This is a genomic window from Bernardetia sp. Wsw4-3y2, assembly GCF_037126295.1.
Classification (GTDB): domain Bacteria; phylum Bacteroidota; class Bacteroidia; order Cytophagales; family Bernardetiaceae; genus Bernardetia.
This window is the reverse complement of the sequence record NZ_CP147018.1, coordinates 189380-207916: the sequence shown is the minus strand read 5'-3', so window position 1 is coordinate 207916 and position 18537 is coordinate 189380. Positions and strand designations below refer to the sequence as shown.

At 30.9% G+C, this 18537-nt stretch carries 16 protein-coding genes; 2 read left to right on the top strand and 14 right to left on the bottom strand.

What is annotated here, in order from left to right; all coding sequences use genetic code 11:
* Window positions 1-116: 116 nt before the first annotated feature.
* A complete protein-coding gene (locus V9L05_RS22350; protein WP_338815753.1) occupies window positions 117-2363 on the top strand; it encodes a DUF5916 domain-containing protein in 2247 nt (748 codons plus the stop codon).
* Between the two features lie 368 nt (window positions 2364-2731).
* Here the strand turns inward: V9L05_RS22350 and V9L05_RS22345 are convergent, their stop codons facing one another.
* From V9L05_RS22345 to V9L05_RS22295, 11 genes are all read right to left on the bottom strand, one after another.
* Window positions 2732-4438, bottom strand: a complete 1707-nt coding sequence (locus tag V9L05_RS22345; protein ID WP_338815752.1) for a carboxyl transferase domain-containing protein — start codon at window positions 4436-4438, stop codon at window positions 2732-2734.
* 114 nt (window positions 4439-4552) lie between these two features.
* Entirely contained in the window at window positions 4553-5182 is a 630-nt protein-coding gene (locus V9L05_RS22340) for a hypothetical protein (RefSeq protein WP_338815751.1), read from the bottom strand.
* 9 nt (window positions 5183-5191) lie between these two features.
* Window positions 5192-5893, bottom strand: coding sequence for a hypothetical protein (locus V9L05_RS22335; protein WP_338815750.1), 702 nt, complete (start codon window positions 5891-5893; stop codon window positions 5192-5194).
* A gap of 27 nt (window positions 5894-5920) precedes the next feature.
* Window positions 5921-6559, bottom strand: coding sequence for a hypothetical protein (locus tag V9L05_RS22330; RefSeq protein WP_338815749.1), 639 nt, complete (start codon window positions 6557-6559; stop codon window positions 5921-5923).
* A 6-nt stretch (window positions 6560-6565) separates the two neighbouring features.
* A complete protein-coding gene (locus tag V9L05_RS22325) occupies window positions 6566-7324 on the bottom strand; it encodes a hypothetical protein (RefSeq protein ID WP_338815748.1) in 759 nt (252 codons plus the stop codon).
* Between the two features lie 6 nt (window positions 7325-7330).
* Window positions 7331-7909 carry a hypothetical protein gene (locus V9L05_RS22320; protein ID WP_338815747.1) on the bottom strand — a complete coding sequence of 193 codons (579 nt, stop codon included), beginning with the start codon at window positions 7907-7909 and terminating at the stop codon, window positions 7331-7333.
* A gap of 3 nt (window positions 7910-7912) precedes the next feature.
* The gene (locus V9L05_RS22315; protein WP_338815746.1) at window positions 7913-8611 is read right to left on the bottom strand and encodes a hypothetical protein; all 699 of its coding nucleotides are present in this window, start codon (window positions 8609-8611) and stop codon (window positions 7913-7915) included.
* A gap of 12 nt (window positions 8612-8623) precedes the next feature.
* Complete coding sequence (locus tag V9L05_RS22310; protein ID WP_338815745.1) at window positions 8624-9400, bottom strand: glycosyltransferase family 2 protein; 777 nt, start codon at window positions 9398-9400, stop codon at window positions 8624-8626.
* A 75-nt stretch (window positions 9401-9475) separates the two neighbouring features.
* Complete coding sequence (gene rodA / locus V9L05_RS22305; protein ID WP_338790874.1) at window positions 9476-11008, bottom strand: rod shape-determining protein RodA; 1533 nt, start codon at window positions 11006-11008, stop codon at window positions 9476-9478.
* A gap of 69 nt (window positions 11009-11077) precedes the next feature.
* On the bottom strand, window positions 11078-11671 hold the full coding sequence (locus V9L05_RS22300; RefSeq protein ID WP_338815744.1) for a DUF1415 domain-containing protein: 594 nt from the start codon (window positions 11669-11671) through the stop codon (window positions 11078-11080).
* A gap of 29 nt (window positions 11672-11700) precedes the next feature.
* Window positions 11701-12105 carry a hypothetical protein gene (locus V9L05_RS22295; protein WP_338815743.1) on the bottom strand — a complete coding sequence of 135 codons (405 nt, stop codon included), beginning with the start codon at window positions 12103-12105 and terminating at the stop codon, window positions 11701-11703.
* Between the two features lie 92 nt (window positions 12106-12197).
* Between V9L05_RS22295 and V9L05_RS22290 the strand changes: the two genes are divergently transcribed.
* Window positions 12198-12563: a tetratricopeptide repeat protein gene (locus V9L05_RS22290; protein ID WP_338815742.1), complete on the top strand. Its 366-nt coding sequence runs from the start codon at window positions 12198-12200 to the stop codon at window positions 12561-12563.
* A 7-nt stretch (window positions 12564-12570) separates the two neighbouring features.
* Here the strand turns inward: V9L05_RS22290 and V9L05_RS22285 are convergent, their stop codons facing one another.
* The 3 genes from V9L05_RS22285 to V9L05_RS22275 form a co-directional block, all read right to left on the bottom strand.
* On the bottom strand, window positions 12571-13803 hold the full coding sequence (locus V9L05_RS22285) for a DUF3667 domain-containing protein (protein ID WP_338815741.1): 1233 nt from the start codon (window positions 13801-13803) through the stop codon (window positions 12571-12573).
* Between the two features lie 145 nt (window positions 13804-13948).
* Window positions 13949-15634, bottom strand: a complete 1686-nt coding sequence (gene ettA / locus V9L05_RS22280) for an energy-dependent translational throttle protein EttA (RefSeq protein ID WP_338815740.1) — start codon at window positions 15632-15634, stop codon at window positions 13949-13951.
* 259 nt (window positions 15635-15893) lie between these two features.
* Window positions 15894-18419: a response regulator gene (locus V9L05_RS22275; protein WP_338815739.1), complete on the bottom strand. Its 2526-nt coding sequence runs from the start codon at window positions 18417-18419 to the stop codon at window positions 15894-15896.
* Window positions 18420-18537 lie beyond the last annotated feature (118 nt).

Sequence of the window (18537 nt, the reverse complement as noted above, 5' to 3'; positions counted from 1 at the left end):
AATTCTCTTAAAGAAATCTGATTTTTGAATTTCTTAACAAGTAACAAAGTTATTAGCAAGTATTTTTGTTTAATTTGATTAGTCAATCATAGTTCACAACTTCAATTTTACTTTTAATGAAACACTTTTATTCTTCTGTCTTTCTTACTTTCTGTTTTTATTGTTTTCACTTTTCTATTTTTTGTCAAACTACTCCTAATCAAACAGAAAGTATCATAAATGAAAAAAATATAGATTCACTTGCCACTTCTCCTTATCGCCTTTCAGTTAGAAAAACAACTGCTATCCGTGTAGATGGTGCATTAGATGAAGAAATTTGGCAAGTTTCTGAAGTAGCAACAGGTTTTGTTCAGAATTTCCCTACTGATACGTTACTTGCTCTTTCTCAGACTGAAGTGCGAGTGGCATACGATGAAAATTATTTGTATGTCGCTGCAATTTGTAAAGGGAATCCCAAAAAAAAATACATTATTTCTTCCATGCGAAGAGATTATGATTGGGGACAAAATGACAATTTTTCTGTTAATCTTGACCCTTTTGGAGATGGCTTGAATGGTGTTTATTTTACAGTTTCACCTGTTGGAGCGCAATTGGAAGGACTTATTTTTGAGGGCGATAGAGATGCTTCTAATTGGGATAATAAATGGTATAGTGCTGTTTCAGACTTGCCTGATGGTTCTTGGACATGTGAAATTGCAATTCCTTTCAAGACACTTCGTTATCCAAAAGACAAATCAAAATGGAAAGTAAATTTTGCTCGTAATGATGCGTATAGAAATGAAATTTCGGCTTGGATTCCTGTTCCAATTCAGTTTTCGACGGTTTCATTGGCTTTTACAGGCGAACTTATATTTGATGAAAACTTAAAAAAAGCAGGTTCAAATATTTCTATTATTCCTTATTTAGCAGGTTCGGCTGCAAAAGACAACATCAATAATACTCCTTACAAAACCAAAGGAAATATTGGGGGAGATGCAAAAATTGCTGTTACTCCTTCTCTAAATTTGGATTTGACTGTAAACCCTGATTTTTCGCAAGTAGAAGTCGATCAGCAGGTTACTAATTTGAGTCGTTTTGAGATATTTTTTCCAGAACGAAGACAGTTTTTTTTAGAAAATAGTGATTTGTTTGCCAATTTTGGGTTCAGTAGAATGCGACCTTTTTTCTCTCGTCGTGTCGGAATTGCTTATGATACTACTATTAATCAAAATGTTCAGAATCCTATTTTATATGGCGCACGTTTGAGTGGAAAAGTTAATAAAGATTGGCGTGTAGGTCTTTTAAATATTCAAACAGGACAAGATAAAGAAAAAGGAATTATTGGTAATAACTACACCGTTGCAGCTTTTCAAAGACAGATTTTCTCTCGTTCGAATATTGCAGGGATTTTTGTTAATCGTCAGGAAACTGGGAACGAAACTTCTGACAAGCCTTATACAAGAATGGCAGGAATTGATTATAACATGCAATCAAAGGACAGCAAGTGGAGAGGAAAAGTATTTTATCATCATGCTTTTTTGCCCAATGAAACAAAAGGAACATTTGCTCATGCTGCTTTTTTTGCCTACAATACTCGCAAATTTTATGCTGCTTGGAATCACGAATTGGTAGGAGAAAATTATGATATTAATGATATTGGTTATGTGCTTCGAAAAGGTCTTTGGCGTTTTGAAGATTGGGCAGGCTATAATATTTATCCTAAAAAAGGAAAAATACAGCGTCATAATTTTTATGCTTATTTCAATACTTATACTGATTTGAATTGGAAAATGACAGACAGAAATATTTCTTTAGAATACAATGCTACTTTATTTAATACTAGTGAATTTGGAGCAGGTGTTTTCAATGATTATACATATTTATTCTTTTCCTTTGACCCTACTAACTCTGGAGGAAAACAATTTGAAGAAGGACAAGAATTTACAAATACAGGAGCGTATGTTTATTTTAGTTCTGATTCTCGTAAGCGTTTTAATCTTTCTACTTCAGCATCACATAGCACATATTTTACAGGAACTCGTTTTAATGTTGATGGAACGATTCGCTACCGTTTTCAGCCTTATGGACAAATAGCTGTTAGTTTTGACCATAATATTATTGATTTGCCTGAGCCTTATAATGATGCTAATTTTTGGATTATTAGTCCTCGTTTAGATGTTTCATTTACTCGCAGTCTTTTCCTGACTACTTTTTTACAATATAATACACAAGCTGATAATGTCAATTTGAATGCCCGTTTTCAATGGCGTTTCAAACCTGTTTCGGACTTTTTCTTAGTCTATTCAGAAAATTATTTACCTGAAAGTTTTGGTTCGAAAAACCGTGCTATTGTAGCAAAGATTTCTTATTGGTTTAATCTTTAGGAACAATTACGAATGTAATACACTAAATATTAGCGTTTTGTTACTTCGAAATGAATATGTTATTTAATTCCAATTCCTTAGAATACTCTAACCTACTATTTTATGGAACACAGATTTTACGGATTATACAGATAAACCACAGATTTTTTTTAGTGAAAGATCTAAACTCAACGAAAAATACTATCTTGTTATAGGGCAAACGCATGAAAATAAAATATATGACTTTATACTCTTTTTGAACTATCTTTTTAGTTTTAAAATTCAATTGAGGACACTTGAATTAAACAAAAAAGCCAATCGTTTTATAAAAATGATTGGCTTTTGCATTTAACTAGTAACTGATTAATGTTCACTGATAACTAAAAATTCTAGGTTTGAATTGCACCTACATTATAACGCTTCGTAATTGGTGCTTGATTAGCAGCCTCAATTCCCATCGAAATAATCTGACGAGTTTCTAATGGATCAATAATAGCATCAATCCAAAGACGTGCAGCAGCATAATAAGGAGTTGTTTGTTTTTCGTATTTCTCTGTTATTTCTGCTAGTAATTTTTCTTCATCTTCCTTAGAAACTTCTCTTCCCTGTGCCTTTTCAGAACCTACTTTTATCTGTAAAAGAGTTTTTGCAGCCGAAGCACCACTCATAACAGCAATTTTAGCTGTCGGAAAAGCTAACATCAAACGAGGGTCATACGCTTTTCCACACATGGCATAATTTCCTGCACCATACGAATTACCAACTACAATAGTAAACTTAGGAACGACACTATTTGCCATTGCACTAACTAGTTTTGCACCATCTTTAATAATTCCTCCGTGTTCGGAACGACTTCCTACCATAAATCCAGTAACATCGTGCAAAAACAAAAGTGGAATTTTCTTTTGGTTACACGTCATTATGAAACGGGCAGCTTTATCAGCAGAATCTGAGTAAACAACTCCACCCATTTGCATTTCTTTTTTACCACTCTTCAAAATCGTTCTCTGATTGGCTACTATTCCAACTGACCAACCATCTATTCTTGCATGTCCACACAAAATAGTTTTGCCATACTCCTTTTTATATTCTTCAAAGTCAGAATTATCTACAATTCTTTCGATAATATCTCGCATATCATACGGCTTGGTACGGTCAGCAGGTAAAAGTCTGTAAATTTCCTCCATATCTTTGGTAGGAAGTTTTGGTTCTGAACGATTAAAACCTGCACTATCAGGCTCTCCAATTTTATCAATAATATTTCGGATGGCATCTAAACACGCTTCATCATTTGGATATTTATTATCAGTAACTCCCGAAATTTCGCAATGTGTAGAAGCTCCACCTAGTGTTTCTTGGTCTATATCTTCGCCTATAGCAGATTTTACAAGATAAGGACCTGCTAAAAATACTGAACCAGTTCCCTCAACAATTAAAGCCTCATCGGACATGATTGGCAAATATGCGCCACCTGCCACACAACTTCCCATAATAGCAGAAACTTGTACAATTCCTTCGGCTGACATGTGAGCATTATTTCTAAAAACTCTACCAAAATGCTCTTTATCTGCAAAAATTTCGTCTTGCAAAGGCAAAAATATTCCTGCGCTATCTACCAAATAAATAATAGGAATTCGGTTTTCCATAGCTATTTCTTGCGCTCTCAAATTCTTTTTTCCTGTAATTGGAAACCACGCTCCAGCCTTTACAGTGGCATCATTTGCCACAATTACACAAAGTCGTCCACTTACATGTCCCAAACCAGTAACTACGCCACCAGACGGACAACCTCCCCACTCATTGTACATATCATCACCTACAAAAGCTCCGATTTCATTAAAATAAGTGGTGTTTCCTTCTTGGTCTTTGTCTAAAAGGTAGTTGATACGTTCTCTAGCTGTTAGTTTTCCTTTAGATTTGTGTTTGTCTATTTTTTTCTGTCCTCCTCCTAATTTTACTTTGTCTAGCTTTGCTTGAAGTTGAAATATAAGCTGTTTGTTTGCATCTTCATTAATGTTGAGCTGTACATTTTCCTTTTCAGACTTTGAAGGGCTGCTATGAGTGCTAGTTTTATCAGGACTTTTTGATTCTGCCATAGTTTGTAGTGTGTGCTAGGTTTTACTTTTCTGTGTTTTCTTTTTTAGGTTCTACAAAAAAAACGATTTATTTGCTATTTTACAATAGAAAGTTTTGATTAGAATAATCAACCATTAATTTACTTCCAAATTAACATAAATCTCTTTATAGATTTTTGTGGCTTCTAATGGCGAAATTACTTTTGTGGTCTCATTTACGAAATCTGCTTTTTCAATGATTTTTTCATAATACTTATCTTCTGTTTCTATTTTTTTTTCCATCAAAATAATTATACTTCCATCAATTAAATGAATTGCTGTAAAATCGCCATAGTAAGAGTTAGAAACAATATTTTTTATTTGATATTTCATAAATAAATGTCCTATTCTGTTTAAGAATATTGAATCTTTTTCATTTTTGGAATACAGAATTTCAGATTCTTCAATTATCATTAATGGCTCGCTCACATTCTGATCAATATCTATTTGAAACTTTAAGATTCCTAAGTAATAATTGTTGGTGGTACGAATTGTGCATTTTTGTTCTCCCTCAACTGGATAAGTTATACTAGTTTGTATGCTATCCAACTCCCATAAATCAGCCAATTCATCTTGAGTAAATGGTTTTAAGGTTTTACTTTGCAATATTTCTTCTTTCGTTTTTATAGGAAAAAGATTTACAAGAATAGTAAAACCTACTATCAAAAGAAGTAGAGTAAACCCAATAAAAGCAGAAATTTTACTTGTAAATTGATTTTGTGGCATATTCTATTTTTAATAAGGATAAATTACTTTTGTGCTATCATTCAGATACTCTGCTCGTTCGATGAGTTTTTTGGAATATTCCGTTTTTATTTCTGCATTTTGTTTTATCAAAAATAACTGTCTTCCATCTTTTAATTCAATTTTAGTAAAATCTCCTGCCTTTGATTCAGTAAAAATAGATTTTATCTGATACTTTAAAAATAACACTCCAATCTCTTTAAGCTGATAATAATAACTAGAGTCAGATTCTTTGATATCGAACTCTTCAAGTTTAGTAGTATAGCTTGTAGGGTAAGAATATTCAAAATCTAACATTCCATAATTGATAATAACCTTACCTTGGTCGAAGTTATTGTATGCTTCTTGTAAACGTCTTTTCGTATTAGGTTCTAAGTTATTGGAATTATTAATAAGTTCAGTAGTTATATAACCAAAGTTTTTATTGATTTGAATATGCTTTCTTAGCTTCTCATAATGAAAGTTTATAGAATCTGTTTGTAATTTTTCTAGCTTCCACAAATCAGCTAAGTCAGCAGAATCTAAAATACTAAATTCTGGTTCTGCTGTTTCTATTATTTCTTCTTCCTCTTTTATTTCTTCAACAGGCTTTTCTACAAAGAAATTTATAAAAACAGTAAAACCAATAACTCCAATCAGTAAAAGAAAACCTACGATTGATGAAAATTTATTTGATGTCGGGTTCTGTGGCATATTGAGTATTCATTTAGGATAATAACTTCATTCTACTTTAGGCAAATATAATTTTGTACTATCATTTAGAAACTTGGCTTCTTTTATAAACTCCTTGTAATAAGTGTTTTCTATTGTCTTATTGTCCTTTATTAAAAACACTTTTGAACTATCTTTGAAATTAATACACGTAAAATGATTGCTTTTTGGTAGAACGGAAATAGAATGTATTTGATGATCAATAAATAAATTACTTATTTGATTCACCAAATCAAGTTGTGTATCATTTTTATCTATTATTTTAAAATAAGCCAGTTCTTCATTCTTATTGTTCTCGCCACTATTCATTGTGCTAAACTCAACCGAACCATAATAAACAAAAAGGCTATCTTTTGACAAATCAGATTCTAAAGAGCGTACTGTTTTACTGATAACAATATATGTTTTATCTTGCTCTTTAGTTCTTGCTGCTATTTTATCGGCTCGTATTCCTTCCAATTCCCAAAAGTCTAATAATTCGTTTGGTGTAAATGCTTGATTTTTTTCTTCTTCAAATTCTATAGCTTCTAATTCTTCTGTAACTTGTCTTTCATAGAAATTTATAAAAACAGTAAAAGCAATAATTGACAGCAAAAGAGCTATTCCAATAAAAGACGAAAATTTATTTATTGTCGGATTTTGTGACATAACATTTTAATAATCAGAAGGTAAGACTATTTGTGTACTATCATTTAAATAACGTGCTTTGTTGATTGTGTTCTTATAAGAATTATCTATTATTTCTGCATTTTCCTTTACTAAAAATAAAGCTCCTCCACCTTTGAATTCAATTTTGGTAAAATTACCTGCTTCTGGTAATGTAGTAATAGATTCAATTTGATATTTTACAATTAAGTGAGCAATTTCTCTCATTGCTGGTTCAAAATCACTGGCTTTTGTATATTCTATCGAAAAATATTCAAAATATTCAATAGAAGAATCTGTATTAGATAAACTGGCATCATCTTGTTCTACGTGTTTGAATGAAATTATTCCGTTGTAAATTTTATATCTTGATGAAACATCTATAAATAATTCACGCATTTCAGACTCGCCTAGTATTTCAATTAATGCAGAATCTCTAAAAGGATTAAGTTTTGTAAATCCTAATTCTTTATAAATTTTCATGTACGTTTGGTTTTCTATTTCATTTGTTACTATAGAATCTGTGTGTATATTTTCTAGTTTCCACAAATCAGATAACTCAGCTTCTGTAAAATACCTGTCTTTAAAATTTACTAAAGTATCTTCTAATACTGCTTCTTGCTCAAAAACTACATTCTCCACCTCTTTTATTTCTTCTGTCGATTCTTCAACAAAGAAATTTATAAAAACAGTAAAACCTATTACTAAAAGAAGTAAAATGATTCCAACAGTAGATGATATTTTGCTTGTTGATGGTCTTTGTGGCATAAGATTTTAATTACTATAAAGTAGCTTTGTGCTATCATTTAATGATTGTGCCTTTCCTAAAATTCTTTTGTATTCCTCTTCAAGTTTTGCATTCTTTTTTACTAAAAAAACACTTCTACCATCTTTGAAATTTATGCGAGTAAAATCTCCCAATTGTGTTTTGGTATGGATAGATTGAATCTGATATTTTATAAATAAATTTCCTATCTCGGTTAGTTTGTTATGATTTTTTACAGAACCTTTTACCAAAAAATCTTCAAATGTCATTATATATTTTCCACTATAAGAGTGGCTAAAATCTAATATTCCACAATTGATTATTGTAATTAATGTTCTTTTTTTATCATAATCAATTTTGATAGAATCTGTTTGCAAATTCTCTAGATTCCAAAATTTGACTAAATCATTTGTTTTAAGAGGCGTATATTCTTGCTTTGCCAGTTTCATTTTCCAATCATATTCTTTTTTGGCTTGCTCTTTTGTTTTCAGACCAAAAACATTTGCAAAGATAGTACAGCCTATTATAAAGAGTAGTAAAATGATTCCAATGAAAGTAGAGAGTTTGTTTTTTAGACTTTGTCGCATATTTTATTTGTGTGATGGATAAATTATTCTTGTACTGTCATTCAAATATATTGCATTCCCTAGTATGTTTCTGTAGTAATCATCTTGTATTTTTATAGCTTTTCTGATTAAGAATAATTTTCTACCATCTTTCAAATCAATTTTTGTAAATTGTTCTGAAGTAGGAGTAGAAATATTATCAATCTGATACTTTAATAACATTTTTCCTATTTCCATTAGTTGAGTAGAATCTATAAAATTAATATCATAATTCTTTATTTTGATACTTTCAGGTGTTCCTATGTAGTTACCTTTGGAATCATGTTTCAAACTTAATGTACCATAATTTATAATAGCTTTCTGCTGATTACCTTCATTAAATATTTCTGATAGATGTTTTAGTGAATCAGGTATTTTCTTAAACATTTCACTACTTATTAATGAATCATACTGCTCAAATTTAAAACTCTCATTAATACCTATATGTGATATTGGTTTCTTTGGATCAATAGTCAATGGATTAGTATCTAAGTCTTTTAGCTTCCAAAGAGAAATCAAATCTCTCTCTTCTAAGACTATATATTCAAATGCACTATTCTCTTTATTATTCTGTTGATTAATGGATTTATCAACAAAGAAATTTATAAAAACAGTAAAGCCTATAACTGCAATCAATAAAACAATTCCAATAATAGAAGAGAATTTATTTGAGGTTTGTGGCATATAAAATAAAGTTTATTTAAAAAATCGCTTTCCAAAAATAACGAAATGCTGCCAAACTGCACCTACAAAACCAATATGTTTTTCAAAGATAGCAAAACGCTCTTGAAGTGATTTTTTCTTTTGAGAAGTGGAAATTCCTCCTGCCAAAAAGTGAGCAATAACTATTTCTGTTTGTTTTACTCTTATTTCCTGTTTATTCTTTTTGCGTTTTTCTATTTCTTTAAAAAGACGAATAGACCAATCTATATCTCCAGCTAATCTAAAATCCAAATCATACAAAGGCGCAATTTCTCTACGAACTAGCATCGCTTGATGACAAATTACCATTCCTTCTAAGAAATTTTTGTACCCTAGTTTTGCTAACTGTTTTTCTGTGGGAGCAATTTTATGATAATCTGTAAAAGAATTATCTAAATGTTTGATTTTTACTTTTCCATAAATGAAATCTATTTTTTGAAAGTCTGTTTCCTTATTCAAAACATCATTTATCGCATTTTCTAAAGTTTGAGGCGTTGGGATTGTATCTCCTGCGTGTAAAAACAACACAAAATCGCCTATACTGAGTTTCAAACCTTTATTCATTGCATCATAAAGGCTTTTATCTTTTTCGCTTATCCACGTTGTGATAAACTCTTGATTTTCTTCAATGAGCTGTTTTGTTCCGTCGCTAGAATTTCCATCAACAACTACATATTCTATGTTTTGATAGGTTTGATTTTTGACCGATTCAAGCGTTTGAAGGAAAAGTTCTTTTGCATTTCGGACAACGGTAATAATGCTTAATTTCATAGTGATTAATGGTTAGTGATAAGTGATTAATTTTGAATTTCATTAATCACTAATAATTTATAACTAATCACTATTTTAATCAATTTTGACTTCAATTTTACGGTGCATATCTAGTTTTACCAAAATAAAAAGTAATAGCGTAAAACCCCAAAGCGACGAACCACCATAACTAAAGAATGGCAAAGGAATACCAATTACAGGAAAAAGTCCGATTGTCATTCCGATGTTTACTACAAAATGATAGAATAAAATTGAAACTACACCGTATGCATACACCCTAGAAAATTTTGATTTTTGCCGTTCTGCTACATGAATGAGCCTAAAAAACAGCAAAACAAATAACACCAAAACACCAAAACTTCCGACCCAGCCTTGTTCTTCTCCGATGGTACAATAAATAAAATCGGTACTTTGGTCAGGTACATAATTTAGTTTTGTGTGTGTTCCTTCTAAAAATCCTTTTCCTGTTAGTCCTCCTGAACTGATAGCACTTTTTGAGTTGTAAACCTGCCATCCAAAATCTTGTTTTCCTTGTGTTGGATCGACCAAAACTTCTAATCTTTTGCGTTGATATTCTTTCAAAACATCTTTTACAAAAAAGTCTAATCCTCCTACAATTGCTACAGCAGCAATTACTATAAAACCAACAAGCCAAATGGGTTTGTATTTTTTGTCTATTGTAATTGAAAAAATTCCTTTAATAAATAACCAAACAGCAAAAACACCACTTAGCCACATCAAATTTTGTTTGAAAGATTCAGATTTGATAAGAGCAATATCTTCTGACTGATACTCTTGAACAGGAAGCCACCAAGGAATAGTTAAAAGAATAACATTTAAGCCAATTTCTATTGCAAAAACAAACCATTTTGGACGGTCTTCTGCTCGCCTTCTAAAAAAATCTATGAGCTGAATACAGAGTAAAACTGTTCCTCCAATGACAATAATTCGCTGCATCAATCCCCACAAATCGGAGAGCATAACAAGTGTAGCCACCAGAAGTAAAATAGCAGAAAGACCAGCCACCATAATAAAAGAAGGCAACCCTTCACGATAAAAAACGATAAAAAAACTAGCAAAAACCATTGCAGAACCTGTATCTCCTTGCAAAATTGTAAGAACGGCAGGAATGCCAATAATGACCATCAAAACACCGATATACTTCCATTTTTCGGCACTAACCCGTTTATTTCCTAAGAAAAAGGCTATCATCAGAGCTGTTCCTACTTTGGCGAGTTCGGCAGGTTGGAAGCGAATTCCTCCAAAATCAAACCACGACTTTGACCCTGCTACTTCTCTTCCAAAAAGTAAAACTCCGACCAGTAAAGCCATTGTTCCAATATAAAAAAAGGGGGAAACAGAAGCGAAAAGCCGAACATCTAAAAGCATCAAAACCAAAGCCAACATTGTTGCTAGTCCAATCCAAACGATTTGTTTTCCTGCATTGGTCTTAAATAAAAATTGAGTAATGGTATAGGTTTTTTCAGCGTCGTAAATGGCTGCATAAATACTAATCCAACCCCAAGTTAGAAGTCCAAAAAACAATAAAATTGTCATCCAGTCTAACTGAGAGAAAGGCGAACGAGAAGAGGAGGAAGAACCGTACATTTTTAGTGATTAATGATTAACTATTAGTGATAAGTTGAATGTTTATTTACACCCTAAGGATTTCGAAAACTATGAAGAAAAAAATTTTAACCATTCAAAGTCAGTATCTTTCATTTTTTCTAATTTTTCTATATTTTTTTGAGGTATAGCTTCTACTTGATTATAATTTTTAATTGCATTTTCTACACTTTTTTCTCTCAAAATATGTAAAATTGGGTAAGGACTGCGATTAGTAAAATGACTTTTTGAATTTATATCTTCCCCTGCAAAAATATAATTGGGATGAAAAGCTACAAGTTGAAATTTTTCTTCTAAGTTATTTTGCTCCAAATATAAATCCAATACAGCAACAAAGTCTAGAAAGTCGTTGAACAGCGTATTTTCTTCGTTATTTATCTTTTCAGAAAGGTTAAAAAAAATATTTGGAAAAACTAAAAGTGTTGTGTCTATATAATTTTGACTTTGTTCATTATCATTATCTTGTAAAAGTTCAATTTCAGAAACAGCTTTCTGTACGCATTTTTCAAAACTATCACTTTCTTCTATCTCAAAACGAATTTGCTTTTTTGCATAAACAGAATGAGCAAAAGGGCAAAGATTTAATTTCAAAATCCATTCTTCAAACCACTTTTTGGTGTTTTTTTGTATGTCTATTTTATTCATATCATTTTTTTCACACTCTGAAGAGTATGCTACATTTTATTTTTCAAGAAATCTATCAATTTATACTTATCTAATGAAAGTGCAATTCCCTCATCAATACAACTTTCATAGAGAGCAACTATTTTACTATTCAAATTTTCTCCATTCTCTTCAAAATTTAAGGAATATTGATATAATAAATCTGCTAAAATATGGAGTTGATTTGGATTAAATTCATATTCGTCTCTCAAGACTTGTAAAAAAACCTCAGCTTTCATTTCTAAAACCATAGCAATAGTGAGATTTGATTCTTCGTTTAAAACTTTATCAAACTCGGCTGCAAACTCTTCTTTTGTGAAAGCAACATCTGTTTTGGTTACTTTAGCTAAAAGTTCTGCTAATACTACAGCAAGTTTGTCTATTTTTTTCTTTAAATAATCTTTTTCTCTTTGCATTATACTTTCTTTAGTTTTTGTCAAAAATATATATTGCAAAATTACTAAATTTGTAATCAAAAAAATAATTTTACAACTATTCATAAACAAATATGGAACGCATAGAACAGCTATTAAAATTCTTAGAAAAAGAACCCAACGATACATTTTTATTATATGCAGTTGCAACCGAATACCTCAAAACAGATACCCAAAAAGCCGTAAGTTATTATGAAAATTTACTTCAAAATCACGCTAATTATATTCCTACCTATTATCATGCAGCCGAATTATACACCAATTTAGAGAACTATGAAAAGGCAAATCAAACATATTTAAAAGGGATTGAAGTTTGTGAAACAACAATTCAAAAAGCTCAAGAGCAAAATATAGAAATTGATAAAGTAACTTTAAAATCACTTCAAGAATTAAAATCGGCGCATGAGCTTTTTTTGATGGAATTTGAAGACGAGTTTTGATATAAAATCAAAACATAAAGAAAGAATACAATAAATTAATAGAAAGCATAAACATAAGTATAGTTGCATAAAGCATAGAAATAATATATGCTTTAATAGTTGTTTTGATAAACCCTTGTTTGTATACATTCTTAAAAGCAAGCCAAACATAAATTACCAGTCCTAAGAACATAAGCAAGCTAATTATCCAAAAATTCCAATGAAAGAATAATGCTGCAAGTGTCAGAATTATAAATGTAAACCCTTGTAAATGAAGCGTAAAAATAAGATGGTCTATATAATATTTTTTTCGTCTTATATAAAAAGGCATAAAACAAAATGCTAATAAAGGCAGCGTAAAAAACATAAGTGTACCAATATTATTGATAATATTTGCCAAAAATATAGCAGGATCATTTCTGCCAATCTTTAGCAATTGTTCAGCAAATTGCAAGTTTATCATATCTCTTTTATTACCTTTCATTACTATATCAGAGGAGTCTAAAAATGCTTCTGGGGTCATATTTCTATCTTGAATCATACGGTAAAATCTACGAAATCCATCTACTTTTTGATTAGCTTTTTTATTAAAAGTGTATATAGTTTTAGCTAAAGCAGCACTATCTTGTACCAAATCTTCTAAAGAATCTATATTTACAGCCACATTAGTTACTTTTCCTGAACTTACGTCAGCAATAATTTTAGATAGTGAATCTGTTATACTTTTTTGTTGTATTCTTATTTTTTCTACCATTTCATCAGAAATAGTATCTTGCTCAAGACTATCTTGTAAATATTTTCCATGATAGTATCCTTCGCTTACATCTTCAATAAATCCTTTTTCTTTAGAATTATTTGTACTTGTAGAATCATCTAAAGTCAGGTTTACATTCAAATCTTCTGTTTTTTTATCAATACTTCTAATAGCCGTTTCTATAGCAGGCGTAAATAATTTGATAACGACAAAGAAAAAAAGCAAACTAGAAAGCAAATAAATTTTAAAAGGGTGCATATAACGCACTCGTTTTCCATTTAAAAACTCATTGGTTAGTTTTCCTGGGTAGAAAAGAAAATAAGGAATGGTTTTGAATACTCTTGACTCAAAATTAAAAGCTGTTGCAATAGCATCTTTCAATAAAAGGTATAAAGAAATACGTTTATCAGCATTTTCTTGTCCACAATTCGGACAATATTTATTTTCTGTTTTAACCTCGTAATCACAATTAAGACAAACCGTTTTGGTAGGAAGTTGAGTAGGCATAAAGTAATTTAATGAAAAGTAGTTTTAGTAGTTGGTATTACCTAGTACGTAAAAAGTCTTGAAAATGTTAAATTTATTTTTTACGTAAAAACCCTAAGGGTCGCTAAAGACCCTTAGGGTTGAAAGTTAATAACCTGTTGTTATTTTAAACTAATTTCTTATATTTCAAACGCTTAGGAATTTCATCGCCTAATCTTTTCTGACGGTCTTCCATATACTCGCTAAAGTTTCCTTCATAAAAACGCACTTGCGAATCGCCTTCAAAGGCCAAGATATGTGTTGCTACTCTATCTAAGAACCATCTATCGTGAGAAATAACAACGGCACAACCTGCAAAATTATCTAAACCTTCCTCTAAGGCACGCAGAGTTTTTACATCCAAATCATTGGTAGGCTCATCTAGTAAAAGTAAGTTTGCACCTTCTTTTAATGTCAAGGCTAAATGTACACGATTTCTTTCTCCACCTGAAAGCTCTTTTAGTTTTTTCTGTTGGTCTGAACCTCCGAAATTAAAGCGACTAACATAGGCACGAGAATTTGTTTCTTTTCCTCCCAACATCATCAGTTCGCTTCCTCCTGTGATGGTTTCGAAGATTGTTTTTTCATTGTCTATATGGATGTGTTCTTGGTCTGCGTAACCTACTTGTACGGTTTCTCCGACTTTGAATGTTCCTCCATCAGGATTTTCAGTTCCCATAATCATTTTGAAGAGGGTTGTTTTTCCTGCTCCATTTGGTCCAATTACTCCTACAATTCCACCTTTAGGTAATGAGAAATTAAGATTTTCAAATAATAATTTATCTCCAAATGCTTTTGAAACCTCATTTGCTTCAATAACCACATCTCCCAAACGCTCACTTGCAGGAATAAAAATTTCTAGTTTTTCTTCTTTTTGAGATTGGTCTTCACTCATCATTTTGTCATACGAAGACATACGAGCTTTAGATTTTGCTTGTTTGCCTTTTGAATTCATTCTTGACCATTCCAACTCTTTTTGAAGAGCTTTTTGGTAACGAGAAGCAGTTTTTTCATTTTCAGACATTTTTTTCTGCTTTTGGTCTAACCAATCTGAATAGTTTGCTTTCCACGGAATACCTTTTCCATTATCCAATTCCAAAATCCATTCAGTTACATTATCCAAGAAATAACGGTCGTGAGTAACAATAATTACTGTTCCCTTATATTCTCTCAAATGATGCTCAAGCCAGTGTACAGATTCTGCATCCAAGTGGTTGGTAGGCTCATCTAAAAGCAAAACATCAGGTTCTTTCAAAAGCAAACGACAAAGGGCAACACGTCTTTTTTCTCCACCCGAAAGATTACCAATAATGGCATCTTCTGGAGGTGTGCGAAGTGCATCCATTGCTTTTTCTAATTTTGTGTCCAAACTCCAAGCATCTAAAGCATCTAGTTTTTCTTGAACTTTCGCTTGTTTTTCGATGAGTTTGTCCATTTTATCTGGATCGTCCAAAATTTCTGGGTCACCAAATTTTAGATTAATATCTTCAAATTCTTTGAGTAAATCAACTGTTTCTTGTGCGCCTTCTTGTACAATATCTTTTACTGTTTTGGTTGGGTCAAGTTTTGGTTCTTGTTCCAAATAACCAACCGAATAACCAGGTGAAAAAACAACTTCGCCTTGATATTCTGTTTCCAAACCTGCGATAATTTTGAGAATGGTAGATTTACCTGCACCATTCAGACCAATTACACCGATTTTAGCACCATAAAAAAATGAAAGATAAATATCTTTTAATACTTGTTTCTGAGGAGGATACGTTTTGCTCACTCCTGCCATCGAAAATATAACTTTATTATCAACTGTACTCATATATAAATTTTATGTTTTTTGAACAGACTAGGAAGTCTGTTGTACGTAATTCTATTTTTACACTAATTTAGGGAAAAAAGTGTGATTTGAAAGAATAAAATTTATGTAAAGGTTTTTTGCAACTGATTTTTCTTAAAGATTCGTAGAATTAATAGGCTTTGAAAATATAGATAAATGTGAAAGCACTCATAGTAGAATACTATCTATTTCATTATTGATAGCCATTTAATTTCTGTTAGCTGAAATAATTTTAATACAATCACAAATTCAAAATAATACGATAATTCAATCTATATTCTTCAAAAGAATGTTCGAAGGCTTGCATTTGTTCGGCTACATCTGCGTCAATATCATCTTTTAGCATTGCATCAATTTCAGTGGCTATAGTTGCCATTCTATCAATTCCCAAAGTAGCAGCACTTCCTTTTATGGTATGAACATGAAGTTTTAAAGTCTGTCTATCATTTTTATTAAATGCCATAATTGCCTCAATCAAAAGCCCTGTTGTTTCAGTTTCAAAAAGTTCGTAGGATTCATCCACTAGTTCCTGTCCTCCCCATTTTTGAAGCTGTTGGGCTGTTTGTGTATTTACAATAGGTAAATATTTTAAAGATTCTGTCGAAGATTGACTGGCTAGATTAGCTTTATTTATAGATTCTTGACTCTTTTTTGCTCTATTCTCTTTTGAGTTTTCATCATCCAAATTATGAAACTTAATATCTATCCATTGTTTTGTTTTTTGAATCAGTGTTTCTGCTTTTACAGGCTTGGGCAAATAATCATCCATTCCTGCACTAATAAAACGTTCTTTTTCGTCTGCAACTGTAAAAGCTGTTAAGGCAATAATAGGAGGAACAGAAATTTTGAGCCTTTTTATAAAACGAGTAGCTGTTACACCATCCATTTCAGGCATCTGAATATCCATATAGACGAGTTCAAATTGATTATTTTTTATTTTATGAATTGCTTCCTTGCCATTTACTGCCGTAATTATCTGACAACCCGATTTTTCTAGTATTTTTTTGGCTACTGTTAAATTTGTTGTATTGTCATCGACTACTAAAATCAAAGGATTATTAATAAATGAATTTTCCCAATCTAATTGTATTTGAGTAGTTGTTTTTTGACTTGCTAACTCACTTTGAATTTCAGAATTATTTTCACTTATCAATTCGTCTTCTCTATTATTTTCTGTACTTCTTAGTGCTTCAAAAGAGAAATAAAATGTACTCCCTTCTTTTTCCTTCGACCAAACTTGCATAGTTCCTCCCATTATTTCTGCAAGATGTTTGGCTATTGTTAGTCCTAGTCCTGTTCCACTTACTATTTTTTGATAATGATGTTGTAGTTTGGAAAATGAATCAAATAAAAACTCTTGATTTTCTTCCGAAATTCCGATTCCCGTATCTTTTACTTCGCCTCTCAAAAGTAGTTTTCCGTCTTCTTCTTTGAGAGTATCTAATGAAATAGAAATTTTTCCATTCTGAACATTATATTTAATAGCATTTGAAATTAAAGAACCAAAAATTTGCAATAAACGACTTTTATCAGCGATAATTTTTCTAGGTGTTTTATCTGTAACTTTGACAGAAAGCTGTAATGATTTTTGCCTAATTTCCTTTGTAAAAAGTAATAAAAATTGTTCTAATACTGATTTTAACTCAAATACTTCTGGTTTTAGAAGCATTTTATTGGCTTCCATCTTTGATAAATCTAATACATTATTCAAAATAGTTAATAAATCATTTGAAGAGGCTTCAATTGTATCTAAATAATTATTTTGTTCTTCATTGAGCTGAGTTGTACGAAGCAAATCAATCATTCCAATAATTCCATTCATGGGAGTTCTTATTTCATGTCCCATATCAGCTAAAAATTGCTTTTTGCTTTCCAAAATTCGCTCTATATTCTGTTTGGTTTTTTGTACTTCTTGGCTTACTTTTTTACTTTCATTAATTTCTCGTGCAATGCCTTCTATTGCCAATATATTTTTATTTGTCTTGTCTTCTAATACTTGAAAGTTACAGAGTAGCGTTTTCGAATGACCTAATTTTGATAAGACATGTATTTCATAATTTTTTATTTTTTTACGTTCTTTCAATATAAAAAGAAGATTTTCAAGTTTCTCTTTTGAAATAAGAAAGGAATGAATCGCTTTATTAACAAGTTCTTTTGGATCATATTCTAATATAGCTTTTACGGACGGACTAATGCTTGTTATTATTCCATTTGGAGTAGCTTGAAAATAAATATCTTGAAAAGATTCAAAAATGGTCTTGAATTTTATATCATTTTCTTGTTTGTCTAAGCGCACTAAAGCCGACAAAATCATTTGATAGAAACAATCTAAAAAACTAATAGTCTGATTATCTATATTTTGATAACTATCTTGAGAAAGACAAACAAAAATATTCAATAATTGATTAGACTTTTGAATTGGAATATATAGAAAATAATGATTGTTTTCATTTTTTGTAAAAACTAGCTTTTGTAGTTTGCTTTCTTTTTCTAACATATTTATTTCTTCTTCACTCAGAAAAGGCGTATTTTTTGAATATTTTTTCGAATAAATAATTTGATAAGATACAATTACAATACTAAAATCTATTTCAAAGACTTTATTTAGATGTTCGAAAATAGAATCATAGAGTGCATTAAAAGAAATACAACTATTTGCTGATTTGAGAAATGAAAATAGAGTTTGTGCCTGTATTTGAGAAGGCACAGAAAAACTAGAAGATGGAGTAATAGTAGTAGTAGGAGATAAAATTTCAACATTTATCATATAAAATCGGTTTTTGCTTTTTTTAGCCTTTAAGTCTATCTTAAATTTATTTGAATGACTATCTTTGCACTTTGCATCAATTTAAGAAATTATTGGATAGTCTAACAAGCTATTTTGA